Consider the following 15,324-nt stretch of genomic DNA (forward strand, 5'->3'; position numbering starts at 1 on the left):
TTTGCGTGAATCGGTCGGCGTACAGGATCGCGAATTGGTTCATCGCCACCTTCCAGTCATGCGCGGCACGGCCCCAGTCGGCCGTGATGTTGCGCAGCGCCAGCCAGATCAGCTTCGTGGCCGCGTCGTCGCTGGGAAAGTGCCCGCGGGTCTTGATGATTTTGCGTAGCCGCGAGTTGATGCTCTCGATGGCGTTGGTCGTGTAGATCACTTTGCGCACCGCTGGGGGAAATGCGAAAAACGGAATCACCTTGTCCCAGGCCCGGCGCCAGGCCATGGCCACCGTGGGGAACTTGGCGCCCCAGGGGCCTTGCTCGAAGGCCTCGAGCTCGGCCAGGGCGGCTTCGGCGCTGGGCGCGCTGTAGATCGGCTTGATCGCCGCGGCCAGCGCCTTGCGATCCTTCCAGCTGGCATAGTCCAGGCTGTTGCGGATCAGGTGCACGATGCACGTCTGCAACGTGGTGGCTGGGAAGACCGCGCCCAGCGCTTCGCCCATACCCTTGAGGCCATCGGTGACGGCGATCAGGATGTCGCCCACGCCGCGCGTCTTCAGGTCGTTGAACACCTTCATCCAGAACTTCGCGCCCTCGGTGGTCTCGATCCACAGCCCCAGAATATCGCGGGTGCCGTCAGGCAAGACGCCCAGCGCCAGGTACACCGCCTTGTTGCGCACCACCGCGTCCTCGCGGATCTTGACCCGCAGCGCGTCGAAAAACACCACCGGATACATCGGCTCCAGAGGCCGCGCCTGCCAGGCGGTGACCTCGGCCATGACCGCGTCCGTGACCGAGCTGATGAACTCCGGCGAGACCTCCGTGCCGTACTGCTCGGTGAGAAAGCCTTGGATCTCGCGCACCGCCATCCCGCGCGCATACATGGCCACGATCTTGTCGTCGAAGCCCGTAAAACGTCGCTCGTGCTTCGGGATGAGCACAGGCTCAAAACTGCCCTCGCGGTCGCGCGGCACCTCGATGCGCAGCGGACCGTCTTCCGTCAAGACCGTCTTGCCGCTTCGTCCATTGCGCTGGTTGTTCGTTTGATCGGGCTTCGTGGCCCCCGGCGCGTAGCCAAGATGGTGGCTGAGCTCGGCGCCCAACGCGCGCTCAATCAGCGCCTTCTTGAACGCCATCGAGGCAGCGTTCACCGCCTCGGCGCTCATCGGGCCGCTGACAAACTGGTCAATCAATTCCTTCGGAATCGACGGCAACGCCGTCGCGGCCGCAGCCGCTGTCTTCGTCTTGCGTAGCATACATGCTCCTGGTCGTCATGCTATGCCCCAAACACAAAATTCCTGACAGGCTCTGTGTGAAGACGTGGTGGCCTTGGTCAAGCGCGTTGCCTGCACGTCTTGCGACATTGTCGTGCATGACATGCACGACATCAAGGCTGCGGCGCGTGCCAAGGCGCTGGGCGTGCGTTCGGTTCCCGCGGTCGCCATCGACGGCCAACTCGCCGGTTGCTGTGCCGGGCGCGGTGTCGACGAAGCCGTATTGCGCGTGGCCGGTCTCGGCCAGGTGCGCTAGCGTTTTGCATCGCCTGGCCCCGCGATGATGTTGGGGCCAGGCATGTCATGCTCCTGAACGGCAGAAAACAATCCATGCTGACCATCGGCAAACTCGCTGCACTGGCGCAAACCACGCCCGATGCCCTGCGCTTCTACGAACGCGAGGGCCTGATTGCCCCCACCTCCAAGTCCGAAGGGGGTTACAGACTCTATGACGCCGAGGCTGCGCGTCGCATCCGGTTCATCAAGCAGGCCCAGCATTGCGGTTTTACGCTGGCGGAAATCCACGCGTTGCTCGATCTGCGTGCCACGGACGCCGCCTGTTGCGGCGATATGCGCAAACGGGCGATCGAGAAAAAGCTACAGCTCGAAAGCCGTATCAAGGCGCTCAAGGCCATGTCCGACGCCCTGGGCCGCCTGATTGCCGATTGCAACCAGGAACGCTATCCCCTGGATGCTTGCCCCATACTGGCTGCACTCGAAAGCGCCGAACTGACTGCGTCCAACGGGGCACGCTGATGCAGATCGAACTGTTCTATTCCCCGGGCTGTACCCAGTGTGATGGCGCCCGCACCCAGCTCAAGGCCGCCGCCCTGCAGCGCTTCCCGCAAGTTCAGTGGTGCGAATGCAATGTGCTGGAGGCACTCGACCGTGCCGTCGAACTCGGCGTTCTGAGCCTGCCGGCGCTGGCCGTCAACGGGGATTTGCTCTTTCCCAAACTGCCGACGCCGCAACAGCTCTGTGCGGCCCTGGAACCGCTTGCGCGGGACGAGTGCTGACCCATGGATCCATCCCTATTTCGCACCACCCTGGAACATGCCGGCACGGCGGCTCTGGGTGTCAGCTTCCTGGCCGGGCTGGCTTTCAGCATCAATCCCGTGGCGCTAGCCGCCATTCCTGTCTCGATGGCCTACGTCACCAAGGCCAGGCAGGCCCGCCAGGCTTGGGCCTTCGGCACCATGTTCATCCTGGGCATGCTGTTCATCCACGGGCTCTTGGGATTGATCGCCGGCTTGGGCGGTGCCTGGGTCGAGCATCTGCTGGGGCGCCAATGGGGATTGTTCCTCGGACCGCTGCTGATTCTGATGGGCCTGCTATGGCCGGGCTGGATCCGCCTGCCCCTGCCAGCCTTGGCCTTGCGTGCGCGCCGTCCCAAGGGGCTATGGGGTGCGTTTGCCCTGGGCATCCCGTTCTCGGTTGCGGTGTGTCCGTTTTGCACCCCTGCGCTGGCTGTGCTGATCGGCGTCGCCGCGGCATCAGGTTCGCCATGGCTGGGGATGGGCCTGTTGCTGGCCTTCGCCTTCGGCCGGGCGATTCCCGTGGCCGTGGGCGCGTGGTCGTTGGGATGGCTGCAGAACCTCCGGCACTTCGATGCTTACCGACGTCTATTTGAGGCTGCTGGCGGCATCACGCTGATTCTGTTCGGGGTCTATCTGCTCAATGGCTATTACGCCTGGGTTCCGGCTTTGGCGGTCTGAACGCCGCAAAGCCGGAGAACGAGACGGTTGATCCAGCATCTGTCGTGGGCCGAAACCTCGAGCATCGCTGACGTTCCCAAGAACCCCATCTAATGCCCGCCGATCAGCTTGCGTTGGCTCTCCGACGGGTTCCAGAGTTGAGCAGTCACGCGAATGGCGGCTCCGGCGAACGCGTGATAGACCGGTAGTGGCCGATAGCGGTCCCGACCTCTCTCTGAAAGTTGTAGCCCCTCAGAAGCCGGGGCGGTTCAGTCCCCCATACGGCGGCAGGATCATTGTCCTGTTCACCAGCACGTTGAAAGCATAGCCCGGCCGGATCACCAGCGTCGGCTGGATGTTCAGGTTGCGATTGAGCAGGTTGGTACCGACGTTGTTGAGCTGCTGCGCCGTGGCAGCTGCCGCCTGCTGGCTTGCCGACGGGGTGTTGAGCGCGCCGGAGTTCTGCGGCTGGCTCAGTTGGGCGCCGACGCCAAGCAGGCTCATCAGGATGGCACTGCCGAAGACGCGGAGGTAGTGGTTGTCCACCTGGTCGTGGAACCCGGCCTGGCCCTTGCCGTCGGTGCCTTCCATCCCGCGCAGGTCGATGGTGGCGCCATTGGGGAAGATCAACCGGCTCCAGGCCACCAGAACGCGGCTCTGGCCATAGGCGACCTCGCTGCTGTATTCGCCGATCAGGCGCGTCCCCTGAGGGATGACAACCACCGACGGATTCAGACTGTCATAGACGGTCTGGCGCACCTGAGCGCTGATGGTGCCGGGCAGATCGCTGTCGATGCCGCTGAGCATGACAGCCGGAATGACACTGCCTGCGAACAGTTCGTGCCGGGCAAGCGGCGGCTGCACAGCGGCGGGCAAGTAACCGTTTTCGCCCTTGGTCTGTGCGGCATCCAGGAAGCCCTTGTTCTGTTGCTGAGGCGATTGCTGGCCTGCGCCTGCACCGCCCTGCAGGGCGGCCAGGGTTTTCTGCAGGGCCTGATCCTGTTCGCCAGATTTGGGGGCGGCAGCCAGGGCAAGGCGGCGCAGATCATCGGCAGTATTGCCGCCGGAAGACTGCTGTCCCCCGCTCGGTGATTCCAGTCCGACCTTGGACAGATGCGCACTCTGGGCGGCCAGCACGGCACCTTCCAGGTCTTTGTAGTGCTGCTCTTCCAGCCACTGGTGATACTTCTGGGCTGGAGTGAGCTGCTGCTGGTTGTTGGTCGTCGAGAGCGTCGCGCCTGGCGTTTGCAGCGCAGATCCGGGGGAGCTTGCTGTCGCAGCGGCGGTTTTGACCGGGCTCGACGCTCCAGAGGTCGGTGCAGCGGCGCGGGCTGCGGCGCGCTGCATCGCGGCGATGTCCGGGCTCGTCTGCCCGACCTGCTGGGCGCCGGCGTCGCTGCCGTCGGCGGGGGCTGATGGCTTGTTCCCGGCCGTCATGATGCCGATGACCATGCCGCCAGCGATGACGCCACCGGCAACAAAGGCCACATTCTTGAAGTTCTTGCTCAGGCAGGCACCACCCTCCTTTGGTGTGCCCTTGATGCTCAGGCTCTTTTTCTTGTCGGCGGCGGCGCCGTCCACGTCCTGCGCAAGCAGGATGGGGTCGGCCTCGGGGGTGCCTGATTGCGTTGTGTCGGTCATCATGGGCTCCTTTAGCGCGTCCACCAGCTTGGTCCAGTGCTGGCCTGCGCGTGTTCGCAGGTGACGCTGCGCGCGCCCTTGCCGACGCCAACGGCCAGCTTGAACTTCTGCGGCAGGCTGTCGATCACGAAGTAGCCGTGCACCAGACGGCTGTTGAGCAGCTCGGTGGTGTCGTCGGTGACGTTGAACACCGCAGGCGCGTCGGTGTAGCGCATCTTGCCGGACATCTGCAGGTAGGTGTGACCACCACCGGAGAACACACGCACAGGAAGAAGGTCGTCGTTTTCGAGGTCAGATTGGCCGCCATCGAGCTTGCAGGTGTAGTTGAAGTCCAGGGTTGAGGGGTCGATGTTGCCCATGGGGGCGACGACTTCCTGCTTCTTCGCTTCGGTCTGTGCTGCTTCGGCGGCGCGCTGCCGCGCTGCCTGCTGCTCCATGTTGATGACCAGTTGCTGCGGATCGTAGAAGCCGATCTGCGGCACATAGCTGTGTTTGTCGCTGACCAAGGTCATGTAGTAAACCCGGCCTGCGTCGGTGGTGACAGCCAAGTTCGTTGTCAGGCCTGCCGCCGTGGGTTTGACCACAACGACCGGCGTCTTTCCGGCGTCAGTGGGCTGCACCAGCCAGCGAACACTGTCGCCGATGGACAGGTTGGTGATGTGCTCGCCCGGCAGCAGATTGATGACGCAGATGTGCAGCGGTGCGCAGGTGATGGTGGGCTGGCTCTGGCCGTATGCGTACATCACCATGCCATTGGTGCCAACCATGCTCGGCGCGTTACCGGTGTCGAGCCAGGTCTGAGCCGCAGCCGTGGTCGCCCGCCAGGACAGCGGGATCGGTGCTTTGAGATCGTAGATCTGGTGGCTGGTCTGCAACGGCATCGAGGCGGCGGTCTTGATGTCCAACTTCGGTTGCGATGCAGCCGCCGAGGGCATACCAGCTTGGGCGCTAGCCGCTGCGGCAATCAGGGTCAGGGTGAGAAGGGTTTTGCTGGGAATCATGTTTGATCCTCCTGATAGAGCATGATGGAATTGACGAAATCGGGACGCAGGATGCGCGGGCGCGTGAGCAGGCCGAGCAGAAGCAGCAGGTGGCCGAGGACACCGAGCCCGATGGCATAGGGCGCGGGGTCGAATGGGAGAATCAAGGGCATGAAGCCCCAGACGATGGGCACGCAGACGAGCAATGCCATCCCTGCTGTCTCCAGGACGAACGCCGTGAGGTTGCGCCCTGTCAAGCGCGCTCGCGTCAGTTGGTATCGCGGTGCCATTGATCCACTCATGGCGCGCCTCCGACGATCTGCGTCCAGGTCACGTTCTTGACGAACAGGCCCAGCGGGTTGTTGAGCATCACCTGGGGGTTGTCGGCCATCTTCGGATCGAGCCCGGTGGTGATGTTGGCCCGCCAGTGTTCGACCGGCTTGGGTTGTCCACCCTCGTAGCGCAGCTCGTCCCAGCCGACCTGCCAGGTGTCCTTGCTGACAGGCAGGACGCTGGTGATGGTGACGTTGACTGTGAAATCCCCAAAAGGCGGATGCGCTGCGTAGTAGGAATTGAGGTAAGCGGCGGCATTGGTGCCGGCCATGGCGTAGACCTTGGCGATCAGGGCTTTCTGGGCATTGGCGTCAGGAACGACAGTGCGCGCGTTCCATACCCAGTTTGCGACCTGCGCCTCGATGATGCGCTGGCTGACCGCGCTGCCACCAATCGGCTGGGCCATCGCGACCGGATTGCCCATTTTGTCGATCGCAACAACAAAGGGCTGGATCTTGCTTTGTCCGCCGACATAGGCGATGCCGGCAACGGCAATCGAGGCTACTGCCAGGCTGGCAAAGGCGGCGAGCCGCCAGTTCTTTGCCCGAGCGAGCGCGTCGCCGTAGCGCTCGTCCCACTCGCGGCGGGCGTTGAGGTAGGGGTTGGCTTCGGCCATTCCGTTCTCCAGGGTTACGGCGCCGGAATGTGGCGCCCTACACTGACTCTGCGGAGTGGCCCGCAGCGGGAATTGCTGTGGGGAGCGGGGGGATTGGCTGAAAGCTCAGCCGATTCGCACTGTGCGACACGACAAGGCCCGCAATCGGCGGGCCTTGGGTTGAAACCTGTGTCTGTGCAGGGTGGTGCGCACGCTACCTCGTGCGTTCGATAGCAATCATGGCGGCCAGTGAGACCACGAAGAAAAGCCCCCAAGCCATGACGGGCAGAACAGGCTGAAAGCCGCGCGCCCAGAGCGCGGCGAACCAGACGGCGTTGACAACTTGCAGCAACAGAATCGCAAACCCCTTGCGGTCGCTGCGCATTGCTCGGGCAAAGCCTGCACTGACCTCATCCACGACCTGTCTGCGCAAGCGGTTTTTGTCATCGGCCATCTCAATGCTCCGTGTGGCCGAGACGGATCTGGATACCGCTGCCGCCACCACCTTCGTGGCGAGCAATGTCATCTTTCTTATCGATCACTTTGCCCAGGTTCTCTCTCAAGGCATCGAACGGTTCCCGATCAGAGCTGGATCTCGCGCCGCTTTCCTGCGCAAGTCTTTGATCGAGATCAGCACTCGCCGGCGCGCCCAGGCTGTCCATCGTCCCCTTGGCCGCGACACTCTGTCCGGGCTGGCCAGCTGCAGGCACCGGGCCAGTACCAGGACGCCCAGACGGGCTGGGTGAAGCGCCAGACGCCGGGCCGGACGATCCCGCGCTCGATTGCGCCAGACGTGGCCCGATGGGCGTGCTCGCAGCATCCGCAATGCCCTTGCCCTCCATCATGGCCTGCGCGGCCTGACCGACGCCTGCGACGCCCGGCGAGACGTTGGCTCCCTTTACAGAACCTGCGCTGCCTGATCCGCCGCCAGACGGCAGACCACCAATGCTGCCGCCCTTCGCTCCCATGATCCCGCCGACGGAAGACCCGCCAGCGCCCGATGCCGCACCTGTGGCCTGCCCAAGAGCCGCGAGCTTCTCCGCCCCAGCTATCGCGCCGCCCGCGCCGGATGCGCTGCTGCCGCTGCCTGCGCCCACGAGGCCCGCCAACTTGTCGAGCCCCTTCGTTGCAGCAGCGTACCCGGCTACGCCCGCAGCGCCGGCGGCTGCAAGTCCGCCAGCAATGGCTGCCGCGCCGCCAGCCACATTGCCCAGGGACATATTGGGTGAGCCGTTCATCAGACTACCGGCCAGGCCGGGGGCCTGCATGCCGATCACGCCATAGATCAGCATGCTGACACCGACCGTCAGCAGATCGGTTGGGGGGAGTGAATTGCCTGACGTGTATCGCGCGATGTAGGAGAGTTCGCTGTTGACCAGATTCTGGCCCAGTCCGATGATGGCGTAGATCATCAGCAATTTGATGCCGACGCTGACCAGGTAGCCGATGTATTTCTCACCAAAGCTGCTGGTCAGGCCGGAACCGGTGAAGCCCAACATCACCAGACCGGCACCGCCGACCAGGTAGGTTTCGATCAGCGTCATCAGCAACTGCAGTGCCACCAGGCCGAAGCCGATTAAGGCGAGCAGAGACGTTGCCGCAATGACAATGGCGAGAAACAAATTGGTGCCGATGTTCGTAATACCGCCAGGAGCGTTGTTGTAGACCTGATACAGCTGATGCACCACGGAGAACGCCATCGACATCACGCCGGAAGGAGAGGCAGTCGCCGCCCCCGCGCCGCCGATCGCCTGACCCATGTTCATGAAGCTCGACGTGATCAGCGGCATCCAGGTTGGCGCATACTTGACAATGGTGTAGAAGAAGGCGATCGAGGCGATCTTGAGGGTTGCCCCCGCGATGAAATCGGCAAGGTCGTTCTTTTTGAGGACCTGCTTGATGCCCCACCAGGACAAGTCCATGGCGGCAAGAGCCGTAAAAATCTTGAAGGCATAGCCTTGCGCCGTGGTCATCCAACCCGTGGTGGCGGCCTGGAACTGTGAACTGATGGTGTCCAGATAGCCTTGCCCACCCGGCCCCCCTGTAGGGGTAGGGGCGGGTGCGGCATATGTGACGGACACCGCCGCGACCAGCAGCAACAGTCCGGCGAGTGCCACCCATTGCATCGCAGTGGGGCGGATGTTCCGCCAGGAGACGACGGTGTCTGCTCGCATTATGACTCTCCTCAGAATGCGCCCGGCTGGGTCGGTGCAGTCAGGATCGGCGTCACACTGTTGGATTGATCCGTCTGGGTGTGCGCCTGCATGGCCATGTAATTCAGCATGGCCTGGTTGCCCGCCTGGATGTCAGACTGCAGTCCCTGCAGTTGGTTGACCATGAGACCGGCGATCTGGTTGCCCGCCTGCATGACCGCCTTGCGGCCCGCTGCTGAATTGCTTTGTGCCTGGATGGCGGCGAGTGCCGATTGGGTGGTCTGAAAGTTCGAGGCGTTCAACCCATACTGCTGCAGCACGCCGGCAATTTGACTGTCCAGATTCCCTGTCCAGGTCTGCAGGCTCTTGTTGTAATTGGTCAGCACGGCGTTGGGCGCGCCGAACTGCGACTGCACTGCGGAAACGGTGTTTGCTGCGGCATAGGACAGACCTTTAGCGTTGCCGACCAGATTCACCAGGTTGCTGAGCTGGCTGGTGATGTTGGGCCAGAGTTGCGAAGGGATGTTCGCCATGTTCACCGCCTGGTTGTAGACCTGCTGGAACTGGGCCTGCAACTGCTGCGCCTGGGTGGCGTACTGCTCCACCAAGGTGAGTTCCTGCACGATCTGTTCAGGGAAGGTGGCACCGGCGATTGCGCCGGTGGCGTGTGCAGGGGTAATGGCAAGGGTGGCCAGGGCGGCGGCCAGGGCGATGCGTGGTTTGTTCATGATGGGCTCCTTTCGGGATCTGGGTTACTGTGCGGTGCCGGACTGGGCGGCGATGGCCTGCAGGGTGGTGTTGGCCTGCGTCGTGGCGGCACTCTGCGCGGCGGTGTTCAGGGTGTTTCCGATGCCGGGCGCCATGGCGCTTGCCTGCGCGGCCGTGGTGTTGCCGGTGGCAATGGCCTGGCTCTGGATCGCCGCCTGGGCGTCGTAGATGTTGCCCTGGCTCGTCACCTCCTGCTGCGCAATCTGCGCAGCCGAGGTCCAGTCGGGATCGCCGGTGACTTGCGCCTGGTTGGTGTCGTAGCTGGCGATCTGATTTGCGGCGTCGCGGGAATACTGCGCGTTCAAGGCTGCAATCCCAGCCTGCGCTGCCGTAACGGTGGCATTCTGGTTCTGCTGCGCGGCGCTGCCCAGCGCAGCCTGCTGAGCATCGGCAGCGCCGGTGTAGCTGGTATCGGTGCCCGTCTGCGGCTGCCCTTGCATAACACCGGTCTGGCTGCTGGTCTGGTTGAATGCGGCCGATGCAGTCGTGGCGCCGGCGGTCTGCCCCTGCTGCACGCCCGTCATGCTGCTGATCTGGTTCAGCGTGCCCTGCGCGCTCTTGAGAGCGGATGCGGCGGCGGCCACGTCGAGCGCGGTGCCGAGCACCGGAGCTGCCGCGACATTGCTGGCGTAGGCCGTATTCGCGATGGCTTGCTCAGAGGCGTTGACAGCCCACCAGAATGCTGCGCAGCCTGCATTCCAGCCCGAACAGGCTGCAGCGTTCTGGGCCGCCTGATAGGCAGCGATGTTGGCGCTGTACCCACTCGTTGCCAACCCATTCATCAGCGCCTGGGTTGCCGCACCGGCGATGATGTATTCGCCGGTGTTGTTCGTCACCGAGGGCTGACCCTGCTGGACGCTGGTCTGGGCGCCGATGTCGGCAAAAGACTGACTGCTGCCCTGCCCTGCCGCGCTCTGCGCCGCCGTGCTGTTGGACTGTGCCGTCGGCTGCGCGGCGTTCGTTGCGCTGCTCAGGCTGCTGCCCTGCTGCGCTTCGTTCTGGTTCTGGATCGGGATCTGATTGTCGGCCTGCGCCTGGTTCTGGTTGGCCACGGTTTGCGCCTGGTCAGCGGCCTGCTGCCATGCGTCGGTGGCGCCAAACCCGCCGCCATAACCGCTGCCGACGTTCTGGGCGTCCTGGTTGGAGATGTCCTGGGCTGTGTTCGCAGCAGCCTGATATGCCTGCTGGTTGTAATAGGACATGCCCGCGTTGTAGGTCGCGGTGCCGTTGGCATTCGCGGCCGTGCTCAGACTCTGCTGCGCGGTCGGGACAGGCGCCGGTGCGGGCGCGCTCGCCTGGAAGGTCTGCGCATGGCAGGTGGCCGCCGCGGCGAGTGCAGCAGCAAGAAGGGTGTGTTTGAAGGATTTCACTGATAACTCTCCCACAGTTGTGCGGCATCAGACTGGCCGCGTTCGCGCAGCCACTGGGCGGGCCACGCATTGCCTAGGGTCTCGCGCAGCTCCCGGATGCGCGCGATGTCGTTCTTGCCGCTGGCCCCGACAAACGCCAGCTCAGGGCCGGTCAGGCCGAGATCGAACAGGCGACGGCCGTCCGGGTGCATGACGTAGTACTGGCGTTTCGGGGTGGCAAAGGCCAGAATCTGGATTTGCCGCGCATTGAGGCCCACACCTTCATAGAGCGGACGGATGTTCTCGGTCTCGGCTTCAGGGTTGGGCAGAAAAACCTTGGTCGGGCACGACTCGAAAATGACGTCGGCGATGCCCGAGCGCACCAGGTCGGTGAGCGACTGGGTGGCGAACACCACGGCGACATTGGCCTTGCGCAGCACCTTGAGCCATTCCCGAATCTTGGCTTTGAAGGCAGGATGGCTGAGCATGATCCAGGCCTCGTCCAGGATCAGCAGCGTCGGCTGTCCCTTGAAGCGCTGCTCGATGCGATGAAACAGGTAGGCCAGCACAGGAAGCACGAGCTTGTCGCCCTTGTTCATGAGGTGCTCCATCTCGAACACCTGGAACACGTCCTCGCCCAGGCTGTCGGTTTCGGCATCGAGAAGATGCCCAGCCATGCCGCGCAGGGTATAAGCCTGCAGGGCTTCGCGCAGGGTCTGATCCTGCAGCAGCACCAGGAAGTTGGTCATGGTGCGCTGCGCCATCTTCTCCGTCGAGGCACCGAGTTGGTTGACGGCGCGGAACAGCTCTTGCCGGTGGTGCGGCATCACCTTGACACCCTGCAGTTCGCAGAGCTGTTCCAGCCACTCCGCAGCCCAGACGCGCTCATTGGATTCGTTCACGCGGCCGAGGGGACAGAAGGCCAGATCGCCATGCTCGCCGGCGATGTCGTAGTGTTCGCCGCCAGCCGCCCAGCACAGCGGCAGCATGGAATAGCCTTTATCGAAGGCGAAGACCTGCGCTCCGGGGTAGCGGAACTGCTGGGCCGCAACGAGGGCCAGCAGGGTGCTCTTGCCGGCGCCCGTCGGCCCAAGAATGGCGCTGTGACCCAGGTCACCCGCATGCAGGCTGAGGGTGAACGGCGTACCACCATCGGTCTTGGCCTGTAGCAGCGGCGGGCTGTTGGGAGGGTAGAACGGACAGGGGTTCGTATCGGGTCCAGCCCAGACGGCGGTCAGCGGCAGCAAATGGGCCAGGTTGAGGGTATGGATGATGGGGCGGCGCACGTTCGCGACGGTATTGCCGGGAAGCGTGCCAAGGTAGGCCTCGACGGCATTCACGTCCTCCACCCGTGCACCGAAACCACGGTTCTCGATGAGCTTGACCATCTCGCGGGTGGATTCATCCAGCACTTCCGGATCTTCGTGCGAGAGCAACAGCACACTGGTGTAATAGCCGAACAGCACCATGCCGCTGGAGGCTTCGGCCAGGGCCTGCACGGCGTCATTGGCCATGCGGTCTGCATCGGCGTTGATGTGGGTGGCCTGGCCGCCAGCGTTCTCGCGCAGCAGGTTCATCATGCTCTTGCGCTTCTGCGCCCACTTGCTGCGATATTTATTGAGCGTCTTCTCGGCCTGCCCAGGATCGAGATAGATGAAGCGGCTGCTCCAGCGGTAGGACACAGGAAGCCGCGAGAGCACATCAAGAATGCCGGGGAAGCTCTCGGGCGGCAGGCCGGTCAGGGCGATGCAGGAGAGATTGCGGCGCCCGATGCGGGGGACGAAGCCAGTCGTGAAGTCGTGCTGACCCAGCACGGCATCGAGATACATCGGCGTATGCGCCATGCGGAAGGGGCGGCGGTCCGGCAGCAGGCTGACACACTGCTCCAGATGGGCCAGGATCGGGCTGGTGATGACGCCCGTGCGCGCATCGATGGTGTCCGTCAGTCGTCGAATGTCCAGCAGCGTCGACAGCCTTGCCTCCAACTCGCGGATCTGCTCCTTGAATCGCTCCAGATTGCGGCTGGCCGTGGCCTTGACCCTGCCCTCGACGAACAGGTCGGCCGTCTTGCTGGCGGCATCCGGCATGGGGAACCAGGTCGCGGTGAGGATGAAGCGGCTTCGGTAGCCGATGAAACTGCGTTCGTGACTGTTGCGCCGGGCGTCGTCAATCAGTCGTGTGGTGCGGTCGGGGAATGCGCCGGGGGGCGGGTAGCCGGGCGCAGGGGAGCGCACGGCGTCGCAATGCAGTATCCAACCGTCGCCGAGCTTGAGGGCGGCGTTGACCCGGGCGGCCATTGCGCCCAGCTCCTCCTGCGTGGAGGAGTCCAGGTCGGGGCCACGGTATTCCCAGGCGGCCATCAGGCCACCGCTCTTGGTCAGCACGATGCCGTTGTCCACCAACGCCGCCCAGGGCAGCAGATCGGGTAGGCCATAGGCCGCCGTGCGGAACTCCTTGAGCGCCATCATGACCGCACCTCGCGCGCTTTAGCGAAGGGCGAGGCCTGCGCCGGATAGTGGCGACGGTACTTCAACAGGCGGCTACCGGTTTTCGACAGCACCGGGTCGTAGCTGGCTGCGCGCGACAACGCCCATTGGCCAACCATCCACAGGGTGACGCCAATGATCGCGGCCCAGAGTTTCGCCAGTGAGAAGATGAAGATGCCCGCGACGATGGCCAGCAGCAGCACGAGCTGGCGCTCGCCTCCCATCATCAGGATGGGACGATTGAGAGAATCATGAATGGGGGTTTTGGTGTCGTTCATTGTGGAACTCCGGTCACGCGGTCGGTGAATTCGGTCAAGTCGGCCGTGTAGCGCATGGCAGCAACGATCTGCGGCAAGCCCCAACCTTGCTCGACCAGGGCCTGCACAACGGCGAGCAGCATCTCGGACAGTTGGGGGCGGGGAGTCGTCTCCCCGCCGCGCCCGGCTTCGGTGTGGGCGGGGTGCATCATGGGGTTCAGAACACCATGGCGCCGCTCAGACCGAGCACCTGAAGAAACTTGTTGCCCAGGACGATGAAGGCCACCCCCAGGACGACGTACAGAGCCTTCTTGGCGATGCCACCAAGTTCTTCTCCGAACACCAGGGCAGCGCCTGCAGCGAGGAAGGCGATGACGCTGATCGCCGTGGCGACCGGACCAGTCAGATCGTTCTGCAGGGTACTAACGGCGCTGTCCCAGGGCAGACCACCCGCGCCGGTAGCGAAGGCGTCGGCTATCGTGGCGGCGAAGACCGCGGATGCCAGGAGACTGCGCCGCACGACTGCGGCACGCAGACGATGGTGAATAGAAAGAAGTTTGAAGCGTTTCATGGAAATGCCTTTCGAGGTCACGAGGAAGGAAATAGGGAGCAGGAAATCGGCGCCCTACCCTGACTCTGCGGGGTGGCCCGTCAGTCAAGGAGCCGCCCGCCGGATGTCCTGTCGGGTGATCGGCCCCCAGTAGCGGCTGTCGAAACTTTGGCCCGCCAGGTCTGGGCGCGCGCCGCTGCCATAGACCCAGAATTGGTCGGGGCCGAGCACAAAGGTGCCGTGCTGGTAGGGCAGATGCACCCTGGGGTAGGTCGGGGAGCCAGGAAGTTGGCCGCTGTGTGGCAAGGCTTGGCCGTTGATGCTGACGGATTGCGGGGTGACGGTGATGCGGTCGCCAGGGATGCCCACGATCTGTTTGAACATCGGCATGCCACCACCAGGGCAGTCGCCCTTCATGTAGAACGGGAACCTGCGCACCATACTTTGCCCCAACGGGGCTGGCCAACTGCCCCGTGTTGTACGCCGACAGCGTGGCACGCAGGTCCCCGAGGACTTGCTCATTGATGGGCTGCTTCTGGACAAGGCCGCAGCCGAGGCGGTCGCCAAGGCTGTGGAGGGCCAGAAAGCCACGGTGGAAAAATTCACCCGCAAGACCGGCGAGCGTGCAGCCCCGCTGCCGTACACCCTGGGTGCCCTGCAGAAGGTGGCCAGCAGCCGTCTTGGCCTGTCCGCGAATGACACCCTGGTCAAGAGCGCAGACGCCGCCATGTACTGGGCCAAGCAAGGCGGCAAGAATCGCTGCCGATTGTTCGGCCAGTGAATTTCAAGATGGAATCGCATCAACACACAGAATCGCCATCATGGACAACACCAAAAAATCCATTGAACACAGTCAGGTCGATGTGGACTGGAATCACCCCGAACTGCAGGCCCTGCTGGCCAAGATCGAGGGCCTTCGCCTGGACAATCGCGGCATGTTCAAACCCCGCCCCGTGGTCATCCGCACCTTCTGGCCCCAGGCCGATGTGCTGGGCCCGGGCACCCTCACCGGCAATGATGGCAAGGGCAATTGGGTGGTGATGACGGAGTTCCCCATGGACATCGGCACGGGGCTGACCATCGGGCAGGAGATCGAGGAACTGGGCACCACGGTGCATTACCTGTGTGAGGTGCGGCAGTGCCGGCGGGGGCAGCGCCCCGAAGATGTCGATCGCCCCGTGTTCATTTCCACCTTGTTCTGTCAGCGCAGCAAGACGCAACCATGACCCTGAACTTCTTTTCCGCGACCAA

Annotated in this window: 20 protein-coding genes; 6 read left to right on the forward strand and 14 right to left on the reverse strand. The window is 63.7% G+C overall.

All coding sequences use genetic code 11. The features are described from left to right. Positions 1-1,249, reverse strand: a 1,249-nt coding sequence (locus ASC45_RS07450; RefSeq protein WP_055450421.1) for an IS256 family transposase, incomplete at its 3' end; no start/stop codon positions are given. A gap of 121 nt (positions 1,250-1,370) precedes the next feature. On the opposite strand from ASC45_RS07450, the gene ASC45_RS07455 reads away from it, so the two are divergent. The 4 genes from ASC45_RS07455 (at position 1,371) to ASC45_RS07470 (ending at position 2,982) form a co-directional block, all read left to right on the forward strand. Further along, complete coding sequence (locus ASC45_RS07455; RefSeq protein ID WP_245609995.1) at positions 1,371-1,523, forward strand: hypothetical protein; 153 nt, start codon at positions 1,371-1,373, stop codon at positions 1,521-1,523. Between the two features lie 74 nt (positions 1,524-1,597). Beyond that, positions 1,598-2,023 carry a heavy metal-responsive transcriptional regulator gene (locus ASC45_RS07460; RefSeq protein ID WP_055450423.1) on the forward strand — a complete coding sequence of 142 codons (426 nt, stop codon included), beginning with the start codon at positions 1,598-1,600 and terminating at the stop codon, positions 2,021-2,023. After that, complete coding sequence (locus tag ASC45_RS07465; RefSeq protein ID WP_055450424.1) at positions 2,023-2,283, forward strand: thioredoxin family protein; 261 nt, start codon at positions 2,023-2,025, stop codon at positions 2,281-2,283. Before ASC45_RS07460 ends, ASC45_RS07465 begins: the two co-directional genes overlap by 1 nt. 3 nt (positions 2,284-2,286) lie before the next feature. Next, positions 2,287-2,982: a cytochrome c biogenesis CcdA family protein gene (locus ASC45_RS07470; RefSeq protein ID WP_055450425.1), complete on the forward strand. Its 696-nt coding sequence runs from the start codon at positions 2,287-2,289 to the stop codon at positions 2,980-2,982. 231 nt (positions 2,983-3,213) lie between these two features. Here the strand turns inward: ASC45_RS07470 and ASC45_RS07475 are convergent, their stop codons facing one another. From ASC45_RS07475 to ASC45_RS07535, 13 genes are all read right to left on the reverse strand, one after another. Beyond that, entirely contained in the window at positions 3,214-4,602 is a 1,389-nt protein-coding gene (locus tag ASC45_RS07475; protein ID WP_055450426.1) for a TraB/TrbI/VirB10 family type IV secretion system protein, read from the reverse strand. Positions 4,603-4,613: 11 nt separating this feature from the next. Continuing rightward, positions 4,614-5,603 carry a TrbG/VirB9 family P-type conjugative transfer protein gene (locus tag ASC45_RS07480; protein WP_055450427.1) on the reverse strand — a complete coding sequence of 330 codons (990 nt, stop codon included), beginning with the start codon at positions 5,601-5,603 and terminating at the stop codon, positions 4,614-4,616. Then, positions 5,600-5,794: a hypothetical protein gene (locus ASC45_RS07485; RefSeq protein ID WP_055450428.1), complete on the reverse strand. Its 195-nt coding sequence runs from the start codon at positions 5,792-5,794 to the stop codon at positions 5,600-5,602. Before ASC45_RS07485 ends, ASC45_RS07480 begins: the two co-directional genes overlap by 4 nt. Positions 5,795-5,880: 86 nt before the next feature. Next, a complete protein-coding gene (locus tag ASC45_RS07490) occupies positions 5,881-6,531 on the reverse strand; it encodes a VirB8/TrbF family protein (protein WP_055450429.1) in 651 nt (216 codons plus the stop codon). 193 nt (positions 6,532-6,724) lie between these two features. Further along, positions 6,725-6,964 (reverse strand): hypothetical protein, encoded by a 240-nt coding sequence (locus ASC45_RS07495; RefSeq protein ID WP_055450430.1) that lies wholly within the window; start codon positions 6,962-6,964, stop codon positions 6,725-6,727. Position 6,965: 1 nt separating this feature from the next. Further along, the gene (gene trbL, locus ASC45_RS07500) at positions 6,966-8,684 is read right to left on the reverse strand and encodes a P-type conjugative transfer protein TrbL (RefSeq protein ID WP_055450431.1); all 1,719 of its coding nucleotides are present in this window, start codon (positions 8,682-8,684) and stop codon (positions 6,966-6,968) included. Between the two features lie 11 nt (positions 8,685-8,695). Next, entirely contained in the window at positions 8,696-9,391 is a 696-nt protein-coding gene (gene trbJ, locus ASC45_RS07505) for a P-type conjugative transfer protein TrbJ (RefSeq protein ID WP_055450432.1), read from the reverse strand. A 24-nt stretch (positions 9,392-9,415) separates the two neighbouring features. Continuing rightward, positions 9,416-10,801, reverse strand: coding sequence for a hypothetical protein (locus tag ASC45_RS07510; RefSeq protein WP_055450433.1), 1,386 nt, complete (start codon positions 10,799-10,801; stop codon positions 9,416-9,418). Then, positions 10,798-13,248: a VirB4 family type IV secretion/conjugal transfer ATPase gene (locus ASC45_RS07515; protein ID WP_055450434.1), complete on the reverse strand. Its 2,451-nt coding sequence runs from the start codon at positions 13,246-13,248 to the stop codon at positions 10,798-10,800. The genes ASC45_RS07510 and ASC45_RS07515 overlap by 4 nt, the downstream gene beginning before the upstream one ends. Beyond that, on the reverse strand, positions 13,245-13,544 hold the full coding sequence (gene trbD, locus ASC45_RS07520; RefSeq protein WP_055450435.1) for a conjugal transfer protein TrbD: 300 nt from the start codon (positions 13,542-13,544) through the stop codon (positions 13,245-13,247). Before trbD ends, ASC45_RS07515 begins: the two co-directional genes overlap by 4 nt. Next, a complete protein-coding gene (locus tag ASC45_RS07525; RefSeq protein ID WP_055450436.1) occupies positions 13,541-13,735 on the reverse strand; it encodes a hypothetical protein in 195 nt (64 codons plus the stop codon). Before ASC45_RS07525 ends, trbD begins: the two co-directional genes overlap by 4 nt. 5 nt (positions 13,736-13,740) lie before the next feature. Further along, positions 13,741-14,094, reverse strand: coding sequence for a TrbC/VirB2 family type IV secretion system protein (locus tag ASC45_RS07530; RefSeq protein WP_055450437.1), 354 nt, complete (start codon positions 14,092-14,094; stop codon positions 13,741-13,743). A gap of 84 nt (positions 14,095-14,178) precedes the next feature. After that, positions 14,179-14,463 (reverse strand): S26 family signal peptidase, encoded by a 285-nt coding sequence (locus ASC45_RS07535; protein WP_245609996.1) that lies wholly within the window; start codon positions 14,461-14,463, stop codon positions 14,179-14,181. A gap of 124 nt (positions 14,464-14,587) precedes the next feature. Between ASC45_RS07535 and ASC45_RS07540 the strand changes: the two genes are divergently transcribed. Together ASC45_RS07540 and ASC45_RS07545 are read left to right on the forward strand one after the other, a co-directional pair. Continuing rightward, positions 14,588-14,854 (forward strand): DNA topoisomerase, encoded by a 267-nt coding sequence (locus ASC45_RS07540; protein ID WP_055450438.1) that lies wholly within the window; start codon positions 14,588-14,590, stop codon positions 14,852-14,854. A 40-nt stretch (positions 14,855-14,894) separates the two neighbouring features. Next, positions 14,895-15,299 carry a hypothetical protein gene (locus ASC45_RS07545; RefSeq protein ID WP_055450439.1) on the forward strand — a complete coding sequence of 135 codons (405 nt, stop codon included), beginning with the start codon at positions 14,895-14,897 and terminating at the stop codon, positions 15,297-15,299. Positions 15,300-15,324: the final 25 nt, after the last annotated feature.

The organism is Thiomonas bhubaneswarensis (assembly GCF_001418255.1).
GTDB lineage: Bacteria > Pseudomonadota > Gammaproteobacteria > Burkholderiales > Burkholderiaceae_C > Thiomonas > Thiomonas bhubaneswarensis.